Below are 14,470 nucleotides of genomic sequence, written 5' to 3'. Positions count from 1 at the left end.
AGAAGTCTCTGCGAAGATATCTTTGCAAACATGTCTAGTGATGATGTGCGGCTCAATCCGACGTCGCTGCGGGGTCTCGCGCATCCGTTGCGGGTACGGATGATCAACCTGCTGCGGGAGGAGGGGCCGGCGACCGCCACCAGCCTCGCCCAACGGCTCGGGCAGTCCACCGGCAGCACCAGCTACCACCTGCGGCAACTCGCCCAGTACGGCTTCGTGACCGAGGAGGCGGGGCGCGGCTCCGGCCGGGAACGGTGGTGGCGGGCGGTGCACCGGGGCACCATCCTGGAAAACGAGGTCGGGCAGGCTGCGGCGGCCGAAGCCGAGACCTACATGCGGGCGGTCGCGGCGCTCTACGCCGACCGGGTCGACCGCTGGCTCAACGAGGTGGTCGAAACCCCGGAGGAGTGGCGGGGGAAGTCGACCCTCAGCGACTGGCGGTTCCGGCTGACCCCGGACGAGGCCGGTGAGCTGTACGACGCCTTGCACGAGGTACTCGGCCGCTACCGTCGGGACGATCCGGATGTGGCGGCACCAGCGGACGCCCGGCCGTACGTCGTACAGGCGCAGCTGATGTCCTTCCCCGGGCGGGGGCCGGCGGATGTGACCGGCGGGGGCGAGGCTGACGGTCCCGATGCTCCCGAGGGGCGTGAGACCGATGGGTAGCGACCGGGGTCGGATGGACCGGCGGGCCGGTAGGAACCGGCGGCCACTGGTCGGGTTGCTGGTCGCCGAGGTGGTGTCGCTGACCGGCAGCCGGATGAGCATGGTCGCGCTGCCCTGGTTCACCCTGGTCAGCACCGGCAGCGCGAGTCGTACCGGCGTCGTGGCGTTCGCCGAGACACTGCCGTACGTCCTGGTCTGTGCCCTGGGCGGGCCGCTGATCGACCGGCTCGGCGCCCGCCGGGTCAGCATCGGCGCCGACGTCGCCAGCGGCGTCGCCGTCGCGGCGATCCCGCTGCTGCACCTCGCCGGCCTGCTGCACTTCGGCGCGCTCGTCGGGCTGGTGGCGGTGGCCGGGACGTTGCGCGGCTTCGGGGACAACGCCAAACGGGTGATCTTCCCGGAGACGGTCGAGGCGGCCGGGATGTCGATGACCCGGGCGACCAGCGTGCACGACGGACTGCACCGGCTCGCCACGCTGCTCGGTGCGCCACTGGCCGGCCTGCTGATCGCCGTACTGGACGCGCCGACCGTGCTGCTGCTCGACGCCGCGACCTTCGCGGTCGGGGCGGCGGTGCTGGCGGTGACGGTGGCGGGACGGTGGCGGTCGGGCGAGGCGGTGTCTAAAGTCGACGCCCCGGACGGGCACGACGATGGGCCGGGGCGGGAGTCGTACCTGGCGGCGCTCCGGGTCGGGCTCCGCTACCTGCGGCGGGAACCGCTGATCCACGGCATCGTGCTGCTGCTGTTCGTCACCAACCTGGCCGACGCCGCGTACGGCGGGATCATCGCCCCGGTCTGGGCGGCCGAGGTGGTCGGCTCGTCGGTCGCGCTCGGACTGCTGAGCGCGACCTTCGCGACCGGCGCGGTGCTCGGCAACGTGGTCTTCACCGCCGTTGCCCCGAAGGTGCCGAGGTATGCGATCTTCGCGGTGGGTTTCCTGCTCGCCGGTGCGCCCCGGTTCGTGGCACTCGCCTTCCTGGATCCGCTCTGGGCGGTGTACACGGTGTCGTTCGTGGCCGGGCTGTCGATCGCCGCGATCAACCCGATCCTCGGTGCGGTCAGTTACGAACGGATTCCCGCGTCGCTACGGGCCCGGGTGCTCGGGCTGACCCAGGCCGCCGCCTGGGCCGGTATCCCGCTCGGCGGGCTGCTCGGCGGGCTGGCGGTGACCGGGCTCGGGCTGACCGGTGCGGCCGTGGTGTTCGGGGCGGCGTACCTGGCGGTGACCCTGCTGCCGTTCCTCATGCCGGTCTGGCGGGAACTGGACCGACATCCGGGTCCGATCGGGCGGGCCGCCGCTGACGACGTCGAGCTCATCGACGCCGACGGAGCTGCTGAATCGCGCGTTGGTCAGCCAACGAGCCATCGGTGACCGTGGCCACCGCTGGCTCATTGGTCGCCATACCTCAATATTTACTCAAGTCGCATCGATGGCTGGTGACACGGCCGAGTCGCTGTGCCAGGGTCGGCGCCATGATCGAACAAGATGATTCCGGAACAGCCCGTACACGCTCGCGGTGGCGGTCAGGACTGCCGGCATCCGTTATGGCGGCCACCGTCGCCGCTGTCGCCACGACCCTGGCGCTTGCGGCACCGACCTTGGTCATCGCCTCACCGGCGGCGGCTGCGGCGGCGGCTGCCCGCGACGGCGTCTGCGACAGCGGCGAGTTCTGCTACTACTACAACAGCGACGAGGCCGGCTCCGTCTCCGACTTCACCACCTCGGTCGACGACTACGGCACCAGCCAACCTTCCTGCTACGACTTCAAAGGCCCCGGCAACGGGCAGGGCACCTGCGTCAAGAACAACGCCGCCTCGGCCTGGAACCGCTCCAGCAAGACCGCCCGGGTCTACTACAACAGCGGCTACGCCGGCACGTACCAGGACTTCGCCGCGGGCGCCAAGGGCAACCTCAACGCAACGCTGAAGAACAACAACGCCTCGCACCTGCTGATCACAGCTGGCGCGGAATACTACAACACGTACGCCGACGTCGCGACGCTCGGCAACGCGAACAGCTGCTACTCCGCACAGGGATTTGCCGTGGGTTCCACCTACACCTACTCCGCGAAGATCAACGATGCCGGCACCGCGGCGGTCATCTACCGCACCAAGATGAGCGACGGAACCACGACGCTCATGAGCAACGGCGACACCGGGCAAACCTACGCGAATTATCTCGGTCATGCCAATGACATCGTGCTGAGCTCAACTGGCGACAACTATTACATGTTCGTCGTCACCATGAACGCCGACAGCACCAGCCTGGTGAAACTCAGGTACGTAGGAACCACGTACTACAAGGTGGGCAACTACACGATCAAACACAATGGCGCGAACAAGGCCATGTCTGGCGTAAAGATCACCAGCAAGGATGCCAGCAACATAAACTTCCTCTTCAAGAGCGGCCGAACCTTCTACCGGGGCTCACTTCCGCTGAACGCAACCAGCGGCACGATCAACGTGACCAACTCGTTCTACCTGAACATCGAGGACGCACTGGTCAACGGCAGCCCTGTCGCCAACATCACCTCGTACACGACCCAGGGAATCGGTTACTACGGCAACACCCTGTATTACCCGCTGACCAACAAGAACGTCAGCCTCGTGCTTGTCTACCGGAACATCTCTTCCGCCTCCGGCACGATACGGGCGGACGACAACCTGTCTTTCCGAATCACCTCCAGCGCGTACCCTGACCTCTTCGAGATAGAGGGCGTCGGAGTCGCCGGCGGGGACAAGCTCTGGTTCAGCACCAACCGGAGAACGGCGCCGGGCGACACCGCCCACGACGGAGTTCACTACTTCAACGGCTATAGCGCCTCCTAATTCCTGACCGATCCGTACCGTCGGAGTTGGTACGCGAGCCGCCGGCGCCTGCACGGTCGTCGACCCCGATGGTCGGCCTGACTGGCAGGCGCCCCTTCGGGTGCTGGCCGCCGGCGCCAGCGGACAGCGAACGTGGTGGAGACCGCTGGTGTCCCTTCCTTTCAGCCGAGGGGGTCGGCGAGGAGGTGTTCGAAGGCGAGTTCGGCGGCACCGACCAGTGCCGCGTCCTCGCCGAGTTGCGGGGTACGGAGTCGTACCTGCTCCCGGGGCGCCGGCAGGGCCATCGAGTTGAGCCGGCTCCGTACCCGGGCGGCGGCGGCGAGGTAGACGTCCCGGAGGGTGCCGCCGAAGATGACCACACCGGGGTTGAAGACGTTCACCAGGTTCGCCACCCCGAACCCGAGCCAGTCGCCGACCTGTCGGACCGCCGCCTGTGCGTTCGCGTCCCCCCGGGACGCCGCGTCGATCACCCGGGCGACCGCGTCCCGGCCGACGGCGTCGCCCCGCCCGGCGGCCTGCAGCAGGGCGTGCTCGCCGATCTCGGTCTCCCAGCAGCCGTACGAGCCGCACCGGCAGGGCCGGCCGCCCGGCTGGACCACCATGTGGCCGACCTCGCCGGCGTACCCGCCCTGGCCGGTCAGCCGACGGCCGCCGACGATGATGCCGGCGTCGATGCCGACGTCCCGGTGCAGGAAGACGACGTTGTCGTAGCCGGCGGCGGCGCCGCGGACGTGTTCGGCGACGGCGCTGGCGTCGGCGGCGTTGCTGATCAGGAGCGGCCGGTCGGCGGAGAGCGCCTCACCGAGTACGGCCTCCAGCGGGGGCGGCGGCTCCGGCCGGTCGCCGCGACCGCCGTCCTGGTCCGGTTGGCGTGCCGTGGGTACGGCGGTGCCGGGGCGGCTCGGACAGCCACCGTCCTGTTCCGGTTGGCGTGCCGTGGGTACGGCTCCGGTGGTTGCCGGGTGGGTGCTCCCCGGCGGCCGATGCTCCGACTGACGCAGTCGACCGCCGACGGCGACACCGCTGCCGACGTGGACGGAGCCGTCGGCGACCGCCTGGTGCATCTCCTTCAGGAAGCCGGTCAGCACCGGCAGCGCCTCCGCCGGGCGCAGACCCGGAGGCCGGTCGGCCTGTCGCCGGTCCAGTACCACGCCACCCAGCCCGATCCGGGCCGCGCGGAGTCGGTCCACCTCGATGCTGTACGCGTACGCGAAGACCCGGGCCGACTCGGGCCGGACGACCAGCGACGGTCGTCCGGCCCGGCCGGTCTCCCGGGGGGCCTGCTCGCTGACCAGGCCAGCGGCGGCGAGCTCGGCGGTGAGCGCGCCGATGGTGCTCCGGTTGAGGCCGAGCGCGGTGGTCAGCTCCGCGCGGGAGGTGGCACCGTGCACGTGGACGTACCGCAGCAGGGCGCCGAGATTCTGCCGTCGAATCTCCTCCTGACTCGGCCCCGCGCGCATCGTTCCCCTTATCGGTTACCGGTCGCGGTGGCTCGGCGACGGGACAGCGCGTCGACGCTGGCGGCGGCCAGCAGCACCAGACCGGTGAAGACGAACTTGACCCCGGAGCTGACGTTCATCAGAGCCATGCCGTTGTCGATGACCGCGATCACGGCGCCACCGAGCACCGCGTCCAGCACCCGTCCCTTGCCTCCGAACAGGCTGGTGCCACCGATCACCGCCGCGCCGACAGCGTAGAGCAGGACGTTGCTTCCGCCGGTGTTGGCATCGACCGAACCGCCCCGGCTGGCCGCGATGATGCCACCGACCGCGGCCATCGAGGAGCAGATGACGAACACCGAGATGCGGATCCGGTCCACGTTGATGCCGGCCCGACGGGCCGCCTCGCGGTTGCCGCCGACCGCGTAGATGTGCCGGCCGTACGCGGTCCGGTGCAGGACGAAGGTCCAGACGACCAGCAGCACGATGATGATCGGTACGACGATCGGTACGCCCCGCAGCGAGATGAGCCGGTTGTGCCCGCGTTCCAGGTTGAGGATGTGGACGGCGATCCCGGCGATCAGCGCCAGTCCACCGATCCGGGCCAGCACGATCGCGAGCGGCTCCACGGCCAGCCCGCGTGCGGTGCGGTTGCGGTAGCGGAGCAGTTGCGCCAGTGCGTAGCCGCCGATCCCGAGCGCCGCCAGGCTCCAGCCGAGCCAGACCGGCATGTTGCGGATCTCGATGGCCCGGATCACCTCGTCGTGCACCGAGACGTTGGTGCCGCCCTTGATGAGCAGCAGGACAACACCCTGGAAGCCGAGGAAGGCGGCGAGGGTGACCACGAAGGACGGGATGCCGACCTTCGCTACCAGGAGCCCGATGACCAGGCCGATGACCACGCCGGTGACGATCGCGGCGAGTACGGCGACGTACCAGGGGAAGCCGCGCAGCGTGACCATCTGGGCCAGTACGGCGGCGCAGACTCCGCTGGCGTAGCCGGCCGAGAGGTCGATCTCGCCGAGCAGCAGGACGAAGACGAGGCCCATCGCGATCACCGTGGTCGCGGCGCCCTGGGTGAAGAGGTTGGCGAAGTTGCCCTCGGTGAAGAAGTTGTCGTGCAGGGTGGAGAAGATCAGGCAGAGCACGAGCAGCCCGAGGACCGCCGGCAGGGCGCCCATGTCGCCACCGCGTACCCGGGCCAGGTAGTTCCGGAGGTGGCCGCCGACCGTGGGGGCCGGAGCGGCCGGCACGTCGGCCGGCTTCGCCCCGATCGTGGTGGGGGTGCTCATCTGTCGGCTCCTGCGGTCGTCGCGGTGGGAGGGGTGTCGTCCGGGGCGGCGCCGTCGCCGTCACCGGCGTGCTCGGCACCGCCGTTGGTGCCGTTACCGTTGCCGTTCTCCCCGGTGAGGCCGAGGCCGCCACTGCGGCCGGCGGTGATCAGCTCGACCACCTGGGCGTGGGTGACCTCGCTGGTCCGCAGTTGGGCGACCAGTTGTCCGAGGTAGAGCATGGCGATCTGGTCGGAGACGGCGAAGACGTCGTTCATGTTGTGCGAGATCAGCACCACCGCGAGCCCGTTGTCGGCGAGCCGGCGTACGAGTTCGAGGACCTGGGCGGTCTGCGCGACGCCGAGCGCGGCGGTCGGCTCGTCGAGGATGACGACCCGGCTGTTCCAGAGCACCGCCTTGGCGATCGCGACGGTCTGGCGTTGCCCGCCGGAGAGGCTGGAGACGTGCTGGCGCAGGGACTTCACGGTACGGACGGAGAGGCCGGCCAGGGTATCGGCGGCCATCTGCTCCATGGTGGGGTCGTCCAGGACGAGACCGCGGCGCTTTTCCCGACCGAGGAACATGTTCTGCACGATGTCGAGGTTGTCGCAGAGCGCGAGATCCTGGTAGACGACCTCGATGCCCAGGCTGGCGGCGTCCCGGGGGCTGTTGATGTGCACCGGTCGACCGTCGAAGATGACCTCACCGCCGTCCGGCGGATGGATGCCGCTGATGCATTTGACCAGGGTGGACTTGCCGGCGCCGTTGTCGCCGACGAGTGCGGTGACCTCGCCCGCGTGCACGGTGAGGTCGACGGCGCGCAGGACCTGTACGGGACCGAAACTCTTGTCGATCCCGCGCAGCTCCAGCAGGGGTGTCGCGGACACGGTGGTCTCCTTCGCAAGGGGGTGTCCGATCGCGGGTCCGGTCAGGGGTCCGGTCGATCGTGGTCCCGCCGTTGGGGCGCGCCGACGGCGGGCGTGGGTGGCCTGTGCCGACGCGTCGCGACCGACGGGGATCCGGACGAGCGGCGCCACCGGTGTGGGTGCACACCGGCGGCGCCGCCTGTCAGCGGGCCGGCTGGGCCGACATCATCGGAGGATCAGCTGATGCCGGCCTCGGTGCAGAGGGTGGCGAACTTGTCGGCGCAGAGCTCGTCCTTGGTGACGTAGCCGTCCGCGACGACGTCCTTGACGTTGTCCTTGTAGATCGCCTTCGGTTCGAGCAGCACCGACGGGACGTCCCGGTTGCCCTGCGGGTCCTTCACCGTCTGGCTGGTCTGCTTCCGCTCGCCCTTGGCCAGCGCGATCGCCAGTTCGGCGGCGGCGTCGGCCTCCTGCTTGACCGCCTTGTAGACGGTCATGCACTGGTCGCCGGCGAGGATGTTCTGCAGGCCCTGCACGCTGGCGTCCTGGCCGGTCACCGGGACCTTGCCGTTCAGCTTGTTCTTCTTCAGGATCGAGATGGCCGAGTTGCCCAGCGTGTCGTTCGCGGCGAGCACACCGTCGATCTTGCCGTTCTGCTGGGTCACCATCTGCTCGAAGATGGTGGTCGCCTGGGCACCGTCCCAGCCGGGCACCCACTGGTCCGGGCCCTTGACGTACTCCTTGGCGTCGTACTTGGCCTTGAGCACGCCCTCGTAGCCGTTCTTGAACAGCGTGGCGTTGTTGTCGGTCTCGGCGCCGTTCAGCGTCGCGATGACGGGGTTCTGGACGTTCTTCTCGGTCAGGCACTTGACCAGGCCCTCGCCCTGGAGTTGGCCGACCTTCACGTTGTCGAAGCTGACGTAGTACTCCGCCGAGCCGCCCAGGGTCAGCCGGTCGTAGTCGATGGTCAGCACGCCCTGGCTCTTGGCCTTGTCCAGGACCGCCTTGCCGGTGCCGGAGTCCAGGTTGACGATCATGAGCACGTTCACGCCGTTGGTCATCATCTGCTCGGCGATGGTCTGGAACTGCGCCTTGTCGTTCTGGGCGTTCTGGATCGTGTAGTCGACGCCGGCGGCCTTGAACGCGGCCTCCAGGTACCTGCGGTCCGCGGTCTCCCAGCGGTCGGAGGAGGCGCTGTCCGGAAGGATGACGCCGATCTTCGGCTTCGCGGTCTCACCGCCGCTGCCGGAGTCGTCGCCACAGGCGGCGAGGCCACCCGTGGTCAGCAGGCCGACTGCGGCGATGGTGAGGATCCCTCTGCGCATTGCACGGGTCCTTTCGGGGTGGGTGGTGTCTCAGGTCGGGCTGTGCGGTGGTACCCCGATCGGACCGACGCCCCGGATGGGTGGCCGTCGGTCCGCCTCACTTTTGTTGTGTCCGGCAACGTATGGCGCCCGAGGTCACCGGGGCAAGAGAACCACGGCGATGAGTTTGTTGGAGGCGATAACAATTCGGCAACGTGGCCGACATCCCGGGCGGGAGACACCAAGCCGACGGGGTGGGTAGGGGCGGGGTGCGGTGCGGTGCGGAGTCGACCGCGACGACGGCCGGCCCGGGACGACCGGGCTCTCAGCCGGCGGTGGCCAGCGGTGCGGTGCGCGCGGCGGTGAGCCGGATCAGATCCGCCGGACTGATCTCCAGTTGGAGCCCCCGGCGACCGGCCGAGACGTAGACCGTGGCGAACCGCTCGGCGGAGGCGTCGACCACGGTGGGCAGTCGTTTGCGCTGGCCGAGCGGGCTGATTCCACCCCGGACGTAACCGGTGGTCCGTTCGGCCAGGGCGCGGTCGGCCAGCGCGGCCCGCTTGCCACCCACCGCCGAGGCCAGCGACTTGAGGTCCAGCTCGCCGGTGACCGGTACGACCGCCACGGTCAACCCGCCGTCGACCTCGGCGACCAGCGACTTGAAGACCCGTTCCGGCGGTACGCCGAGCGCGGCGGCCACCTCGGCACCGTAGTTCGGGGTGTCCGGGGCGACGTCGTACGGGTGCAGCGTGTGCGGCACCCGCTGCCGGGTCAGCAGCGCGGTCGCCGGAGTCCCCTTGCCCGCCACGGCCGTACCCTACCGCCGCCCGTGCCGGGGCCGGCGCCGGCGGGCCCTGCCGGTCGGTCGTCCCCGGAGATCCGGCCGCGATGGCGGCCGGCGGCGGAGCCTGGGCGTTGCGTCCCGGCGATAGCATTCGTTTCGCCAGGGTTCGATGTCAGCCGATGGCTGACGTTCGGAAGGGGTGAACGTGCTGGGGGACGAGGACCTCGACGCCGCCGAACATTGGGTCGACAACTGGGAGTCGGGGTTGGCGGAGCGGCTGCGGCAGACCCGTGAGCTGTCCCAGCGGGTGTCGGAGTTGACCGTGACCGTGCACAGCGATGACGGGCTCGTCGAGATGACGGTCGGATCGTCGGGTGCGGTCACCGGCCTCCGGCTGGACGAGAGGATCCGCCGTCAGCCGGCGGACCGGACCGCAGAGCAGATCCTCGCCGTGCTGCGGCAGGCGACGACCGAGCTGGCCGCCCAGGTCGCCCGGGTCACCGAGGAGACCGTCGGCACCGACAACGAGACCGGCCGGGCCGTGATCGCGTCGTTCACCCGCCGAATCGTGTCGGACGATGGGCACGACCATGGCCGCCGGTGACGACTTCCGGGTCACCGCCGCCGATCTGCGCGCGCACGCCGGCCACCTCGACCAGGTGGCGGACGATCTGGCGACGGCCAAGCAGGCCGGCGACACGACCACGCCGGGACCCGAGGCGTACGGCCGGCTCTGCGTGATCGTGCCGATGCTGCTCGGGCGTCTGCAGTCGGTCCTGACGGACGGCATCGAGGCGGCGGTGCAGTCGGTGCGGGACACCGGCGGACGGGTGCGTTCGGCAGCTGACGACTACCGGGCGACCGACGAGGCCAGTTCGGCCAAACTCGACCGGATCCGAGGGCCGCGATGAGCGTCAACCCGCTGGTGGCGACGCCGGAGAACGTCTCGCCGAGTCCGTGGTCCGGAATCTGGATCGCCGAGGACATCGAACTGCTCATCCAGGGCATCGAGAACGGCAGCTGGGTCGACGGCATCCTCGGCGGCGTCAGCGCCGGGTTGGACGCTCTCGCCCTGGTCAGCGACCCGGCCGGTGTCCTGCTGCAGTACGGCATCGCCTGGTTGATCGAACACGTCAAACCGTTGAGCGAGGCGCTGGACTGGCTGGCCGGTGACCCGGCGCAGATCGCCGCGTACGCCCAGACCTGGCGCAACGTGGCTGGCTCACTGCGGGAGAGCACCGCGGAGCTCGCCCAGCAGGTCCGGATGGACGTCTCCGACTGGACGGGTAGTGCCGGGGACGCCTACCGCGCGTGGGCGAAGGAGCAGCAGGACGCGATCTCCGGCCTCGCCAAGGCCGCCGACACGATGGCTGTCGCAACCGAGAGCGCGGGTCAGCTGATCGCCGGAGTGCGGACGATGGTCCGGGACGCGATCGCCGCGCTGGTCTCCAGACTCGTGGTCTACGCCGCCGAACTACTGGCCACCGGCGGGCTCGCCGCCCCGGTGGTGGTGGAGCAGGCGGTCACCCTCATCGCCTCCTGGGGTGCGAAGATAGCCCGCTGGCTGCGCGCCCTGTTGAGCAGCCTGCGGAAGTTCGCCTCCTTTGTCGGCCGCCTCGACGAACTCGTCGCGGCCCTGAAGAAGATCCTGGAGCGGTTGCGTAGAGGTCTCGGTAAAGGAGGTGGGAAGGGCACCACCAACCCTTCGAAGAAGCCCGACCCCAACGCCAAGCCGCGCGGCGAACGGACCGAGGCGCACCCGACCAGGAAGAAGGACCGAGGGCTGCGCCGGGAGAACGAATCGGCCGACACCCTCGCTGAGAACGGCTACGACGTCGAGCAGAATCCGCCTCCCAAACCGAACGGCAAGGAGCCGGACTACAAAATTGAAGGAGAATATTTCGACTGTTTCGCTCCGGATTCCGATAAGCTCGACCAGATTCGCAAGGGGATCAGCCGGAAAGTAGCCGATGGGCAGGCTGATCGGATCATCCTGAACCTCGACGACTGTCCGCGTTCTGCAGAGGAAATCGCGGAGATACTACGGCGTAAGCCTATCGAAGGGCTACAGGAGATCAAGGTCATCAAAGATGGCGAAGTTATCCAGTTCTATCCGTTCGACTAGTGGGTTGGACGCCTCCTCATGGCATTGGAATACGTGCTGTACGCCTCTGCGGATGTCACCACCGAAGAGCTTCTCTCGTTCATGGCGAACGCGACCGGCGGTGAGATCTCAGGTAACTACGTCCGACGGGGTGCCCTCGACGTGACCGCCTACCGGGATGATCCGGATGATCCGGCCCCGGTCGCCGAGATGCTCGGGTTCACACACCGGGTCACCGCGACGTACCGGCTCTCGAACCGGGCGACCCCCGATGCACGTGACGAAGCGGCCCGGGTGATGATTCGGTCGGCGCTGACCTTCTTCGCCCACTATCCAGCCGATGGCGTGCTCCTGTTCAACGACTCGCGGATCATCCTGCAGCGGCTGAACGGGCCCGTGGTCGTCGACCATGAGTGGGAGGACTGGACGGACGTGCCGGGCATGCGGCAGCTGATCGCCGGGATCGAGACCCGCCGTCTGGCCCAGCCGTTGCTCTGAACCGCGCCTTCCACGACACGCCTGCTCCGCCGGAACGGCACTGACCGGACCAGTAGGGCGGTCAGTTGTCGAGACCGGCCGCCCGGGCCATGTGGTCGGCGTACCAGGTCGGCCAGTCGGGGTCCTCGTGGCCGAGTTCCGCCTCGTACCGGCCGTGTGCGTCGGAGGCGTCGCGCAACGCCGCGGTCAGCTGCTCCCGGGAGTCGTAGACGACGTGGCTGATCCGTCCCGGCATCCGGCTGGTGACCTCCTGGAGGACAAAACCGTTGCCGTCCGGGTCCTGGAACGACAGGAACGACGCGTACGACTTCCGCTCCGGATCCGGGCCGGCGACCCGGTTGCGGTCGCCGGCGTGGTGGAACGCGCCATCGGCGTCGTGGAAGACCTCGCTCACCTCGATCCCCCGGGCGACGAGCTTCGCCCGGGCCGCGTCGATGTCGTCGACGACCAGGTGGACGCCCTGGGCCGAGCCGGGCGTGGCGTCGGTGATCCCGCTGCCGATGGTGATCGAGGCGGTCGAGCCGGGCGGGGTGAACTGGACGACCCGGAAGCCGTCCGGGCCGGCGAAGTCGATGTCCTCCCGGAAGCCGAGCCGGGTGTAGAACTCCTTGGCCCGGTCGACGTCGGTGACCGGCAGTACGACGATCTCGAGTTTGAGGTCCATGGTCCGCAGCTCCTCCGCTGTCCGTCCGCCGTGCGACGCGACGGCTGTCCGCCCGCCCGGCGACGGCTGTCCGCCCGCCCGGCGACGGCTGTCCGTCCGCCCTGTGACGGTCGCGTCGCCAGCACCGGAATCCCTGCCATCCGCCCCGGTCAAACGTGCGGGGGAGGACCCGATCGGGGGACGGTCAGCGGACCGGGTGGCAGAGCAGCACGGTCGGCGCGTCGGCGACCCGGGTGAGCACCAGGCTGGCTGACTCCGGACCGCTCAGCCGCAGGTCGCGGCGGAGCCGTTCCGGTTCCAGCGCGGAACCGCGCTTCAGGATCTCCACCCGGCCGACCGCCCGGTCCCGGAGTAGGGCGCGGAGCCGCTTGAGCGAGAACGGCAGCACGTCGACCACCTCCAGACAGCGGGCGTACGGGGTCGGCACGGCGCGGTCGGCGTAGACGTACGCGATCTCCGGGTCGGCGAGGGTGCCGTCGACGGTGTCGGCGAACTGGGCGACCAGGTGGGAGCGGACCACCGCGCCGTCCGGGTCGTACAGGTAGCGGCGGACCGGGCCGACCGGTGCCCGGCCCGTCCCGGGGCCGGTGAGGTCGTGGGCCACCGGGCCGGCCAGCACCGTCGCCCGGCGGGGTACGTCGGCGAGCGGGCCGCACCAGACGGCCGCCTCGACCAGGTCGCCGTCGACGCTGACCCACTCGGCCTCCGCCCCGGCCGGCAGCACCGCGTGGTCGATGCCCGGGGCGACCTTGAAGACCGTCCGGGGCACCCGTTCGGCGAGCCCGAGCAGGAAGTCCCAGGGCGGCGAGTAGGCGGCCGGGTCGAAGACCCGGCGACCGGTGCCGGCCCGGCGTCGGGCCGGGTCGCAGAAGACCGCGTCGACCGGGTCGCCGCCGAACCGGGTGGCGCCGAACCGGGTGACGTCGAACTGGGTGACGTCGAACCGGGTGGCGTCGCCGGTGGTGACCGTGAACCGGTCGGCCACCCCGGTCGCCTCGGCGTTCGCGGCGGCCATCGCCGCGGTCAACGGGTCGGCCTCCACGCCGTACACCCGGATGCCGGTCCGGGCGGCGGCGATGGCGTCCGCGCCGAGACCGCAACCGACGTCGACCATGGTGCGGACCCCGGCGGCGCGTAACCGGGCGGCGCGGCGTGCCGCGACCGGGCCCCGGGTGGCCTGTTCCAGCCCGGCCCGGGTGAAGTACATCCCGGCGGCGTCCGGTCCGAACTTGCCGACCGCCCGGCGGCGCAGCTCGGCCTGGGTGAGCGCGGCGGCGGCCAGGCCGGCGGGGACGCCGGCGGCCCGCAGCGTGGCCGCCGCGAGCAGCGGATCACCGTCGGTCAGTTTCGCCGCCGTGGCCAGCGCGGTCTCCCCGTCCGGGGTACGCAGGGCAGCCAGCAGGTCGAGATCCACCGGCTCATTGTGGCGGTCCGGCCCTGGCGGGTGCCCCACCGGAGTGTGTCGGGTTGGCACTCTCCTTGACGGAGTGCTAGTTGCCGGCATAACCTCCGGTTAGCACTCTCAAGCCGAGGGTGCCAGTTTCCGGGCTCCGGTCCGGAGGCTGAACGCCAGGCGGACCGGCACCCGCGACGACGGACCCGCCCGGTGGCATGTGGCAGATCAACGCCGGTCGGCGTGCCGACCGGCACAGAAACCAAGTACCCCAGGAGGGTATGCCCGTGACTACCGCGACCAAGGTTGCGATCAAGCCGCTCGAGGACCGGATCCTGGTCCAGGCGAACGAGGCTGAGACGACCACGGCGTCGGGCATCGTGATCCCCGACACCGCCAAGGAGAAGCCGCAGGAGGGCACCGTCCTCGCTGTCGGCCCGGGCCGCGTCGACGACAAGGGCAACCGGATCCCGGTTGACGTCAAGGTCGGCGACACGGTCATCTACTCGAAGTACGGCGGCACCGAGGTCAAGTACGCCGGCGAGGAGTACCTGGTGCTCTCCGCCCGCGACGTCCTCGCCGTCATCGAGAAGTGATCTGACCGATCCAGTGACGCTGCCCCGGACCGGCCCCGCCGGGCCGGGGCAGCGCT

At 69.8% G+C, this 14,470-nt stretch carries 15 protein-coding genes; 8 read left to right on the top strand and 7 right to left on the bottom strand.

Features of this window, described 5'->3' with window-relative positions; all coding sequences use genetic code 11:
- Window positions 1-30: 30 nt before the first annotated feature.
- From ABGB21_RS09790 to ABGB21_RS09780, 3 genes are all read left to right on the top strand, one after another.
- Window positions 31-666 (top strand): helix-turn-helix domain-containing protein, encoded by a 636-nt coding sequence (locus ABGB21_RS09790; protein WP_347653361.1) that lies wholly within the window; start codon window positions 31-33, stop codon window positions 664-666.
- Window positions 659-2,038, top strand: coding sequence for an MFS transporter (locus ABGB21_RS09785; RefSeq protein WP_347677393.1), 1,380 nt, complete (start codon window positions 659-661; stop codon window positions 2,036-2,038). The genes ABGB21_RS09790 and ABGB21_RS09785 overlap by 8 nt, the downstream gene beginning before the upstream one ends.
- 101 nt (window positions 2,039-2,139) lie before the next feature.
- Complete coding sequence (locus tag ABGB21_RS09780) at window positions 2,140-3,495, top strand: peptidase inhibitor family I36 protein (RefSeq protein ID WP_347677391.1); 1,356 nt, start codon at window positions 2,140-2,142, stop codon at window positions 3,493-3,495.
- Window positions 3,496-3,656: 161 nt separating this feature from the next.
- On the opposite strand, the gene ABGB21_RS09775 is transcribed toward ABGB21_RS09780, so the two are convergent.
- From ABGB21_RS09775 to ybaK, 5 genes are all read right to left on the bottom strand, one after another.
- Window positions 3,657-4,955 (bottom strand): ROK family transcriptional regulator, encoded by a 1,299-nt coding sequence (locus tag ABGB21_RS09775; protein WP_347677389.1) that lies wholly within the window; start codon window positions 4,953-4,955, stop codon window positions 3,657-3,659.
- A gap of 8 nt (window positions 4,956-4,963) precedes the next feature.
- Window positions 4,964-6,226 carry an ABC transporter permease gene (locus tag ABGB21_RS09770; RefSeq protein WP_347653365.1) on the bottom strand — a complete coding sequence of 421 codons (1,263 nt, stop codon included), beginning with the start codon at window positions 6,224-6,226 and terminating at the stop codon, window positions 4,964-4,966.
- Window positions 6,223-7,092, bottom strand: coding sequence for an ATP-binding cassette domain-containing protein (locus tag ABGB21_RS09765; protein ID WP_347677387.1), 870 nt, complete (start codon window positions 7,090-7,092; stop codon window positions 6,223-6,225). The genes ABGB21_RS09770 and ABGB21_RS09765 overlap by 4 nt, the downstream gene beginning before the upstream one ends.
- Window positions 7,093-7,307: 215 nt before the next feature.
- Window positions 7,308-8,396, bottom strand: coding sequence for a substrate-binding domain-containing protein (locus ABGB21_RS09760; RefSeq protein ID WP_347653367.1), 1,089 nt, complete (start codon window positions 8,394-8,396; stop codon window positions 7,308-7,310).
- A 304-nt stretch (window positions 8,397-8,700) separates the two neighbouring features.
- Window positions 8,701-9,183: a Cys-tRNA(Pro) deacylase gene (ybaK, locus tag ABGB21_RS09755; protein ID WP_347653368.1), complete on the bottom strand. Its 483-nt coding sequence runs from the start codon at window positions 9,181-9,183 to the stop codon at window positions 8,701-8,703.
- Window positions 9,184-9,364: 181 nt separating this feature from the next.
- On the opposite strand from ybaK, the gene ABGB21_RS09750 reads away from it, so the two are divergent.
- Genes ABGB21_RS09750 through ABGB21_RS09735 form a run of 4 tightly spaced genes read left to right on the top strand, consistent with a single transcriptional unit; the run spans window position 9,365 to window position 11,761 of the window.
- On the top strand, window positions 9,365-9,763 hold the full coding sequence (locus ABGB21_RS09750; RefSeq protein ID WP_347677385.1) for a YbaB/EbfC family nucleoid-associated protein: 399 nt from the start codon (window positions 9,365-9,367) through the stop codon (window positions 9,761-9,763).
- A complete protein-coding gene (locus ABGB21_RS09745; protein ID WP_347677383.1) occupies window positions 9,738-10,070 on the top strand; it encodes a type VII secretion target in 333 nt (110 codons plus the stop codon). The genes ABGB21_RS09750 and ABGB21_RS09745 overlap by 26 nt, the downstream gene beginning before the upstream one ends.
- On the top strand, window positions 10,067-11,284 hold the full coding sequence (locus ABGB21_RS09740) for a hypothetical protein (protein WP_347677381.1): 1,218 nt from the start codon (window positions 10,067-10,069) through the stop codon (window positions 11,282-11,284). The genes ABGB21_RS09745 and ABGB21_RS09740 overlap by 4 nt, the downstream gene beginning before the upstream one ends.
- An 18-nt stretch (window positions 11,285-11,302) precedes the next feature.
- Window positions 11,303-11,761 (top strand): SitI3 family protein, encoded by a 459-nt coding sequence (locus ABGB21_RS09735; RefSeq protein ID WP_347653372.1) that lies wholly within the window; start codon window positions 11,303-11,305, stop codon window positions 11,759-11,761.
- Between the two features lie 61 nt (window positions 11,762-11,822).
- On the opposite strand, the gene ABGB21_RS09730 is transcribed toward ABGB21_RS09735, so the two are convergent.
- Together ABGB21_RS09730 and ABGB21_RS09725 are read right to left on the bottom strand one after the other, a co-directional pair.
- Window positions 11,823-12,425, bottom strand: coding sequence for a VOC family protein (locus tag ABGB21_RS09730; RefSeq protein ID WP_347677379.1), 603 nt, complete (start codon window positions 12,423-12,425; stop codon window positions 11,823-11,825).
- Window positions 12,426-12,609: 184 nt separating this feature from the next.
- Window positions 12,610-13,839, bottom strand: coding sequence for a class I SAM-dependent methyltransferase (locus tag ABGB21_RS09725; RefSeq protein ID WP_347677377.1), 1,230 nt, complete (start codon window positions 13,837-13,839; stop codon window positions 12,610-12,612).
- A gap of 260 nt (window positions 13,840-14,099) precedes the next feature.
- Between ABGB21_RS09725 and groES the strand changes: the two genes are divergently transcribed.
- Window positions 14,100-14,414: a co-chaperone GroES gene (groES, locus tag ABGB21_RS09720; protein ID WP_089012574.1), complete on the top strand. Its 315-nt coding sequence runs from the start codon at window positions 14,100-14,102 to the stop codon at window positions 14,412-14,414.
- Window positions 14,415-14,470: the final 56 nt, after the last annotated feature.

This window comes from Plantactinospora sp. B24E8 (assembly GCF_039871735.1).
GTDB lineage: Bacteria > Actinomycetota > Actinomycetes > Mycobacteriales > Micromonosporaceae > Plantactinospora.
Note: the sequence above shows the minus strand (reverse complement) of the source record. Positions and strands in the feature narration are given on the sequence as shown.

What these genes read in the sequence shown, in the direction of transcription:
- ABGB21_RS09760 (WP_347653367.1), bottom strand. Translation starts at nt 8,396, where the DNA reads ATGCGCAGAGGGATCCTCACCATCGCCGCAGTCGGCCTGCTGACCACG.
- ABGB21_RS09745 (WP_347677383.1), top strand. Translation starts at nt 9,738, where the DNA reads ATGGGCACGACCATGGCCGCCGGTGACGACTTCCGGGTCACCGCCGCC.
- ABGB21_RS09780 (WP_347677391.1), top strand. Translation starts at nt 2,140, where the DNA reads ATGATCGAACAAGATGATTCCGGAACAGCCCGTACACGCTCGCGGTGG.
- ABGB21_RS09785 (WP_347677393.1), top strand. Translation starts at nt 659, where the DNA reads ATGGGTAGCGACCGGGGTCGGATGGACCGGCGGGCCGGTAGGAACCGG.
- ABGB21_RS09775 (WP_347677389.1), bottom strand. Translation starts at nt 4,955, where the DNA reads ATGCGCGCGGGGCCGAGTCAGGAGGAGATTCGACGGCAGAATCTCGGC.
- ABGB21_RS09790 (WP_347653361.1), top strand. Translation starts at nt 31, where the DNA reads ATGTCTAGTGATGATGTGCGGCTCAATCCGACGTCGCTGCGGGGTCTC.
- ABGB21_RS09770 (WP_347653365.1), bottom strand. Translation starts at nt 6,226, where the DNA reads ATGAGCACCCCCACCACGATCGGGGCGAAGCCGGCCGACGTGCCGGCC.
- ABGB21_RS09730 (WP_347677379.1), bottom strand. Translation starts at nt 12,425, where the DNA reads ATGGACCTCAAACTCGAGATCGTCGTACTGCCGGTCACCGACGTCGAC.
- ABGB21_RS09740 (WP_347677381.1), top strand. Translation starts at nt 10,067, where the DNA reads ATGAGCGTCAACCCGCTGGTGGCGACGCCGGAGAACGTCTCGCCGAGT.
- groES (WP_089012574.1), top strand. Translation starts at nt 14,100, where the DNA reads ATGCCCGTGACTACCGCGACCAAGGTTGCGATCAAGCCGCTCGAGGAC.
- ABGB21_RS09735 (WP_347653372.1), top strand. Translation starts at nt 11,303, where the DNA reads ATGGCATTGGAATACGTGCTGTACGCCTCTGCGGATGTCACCACCGAA.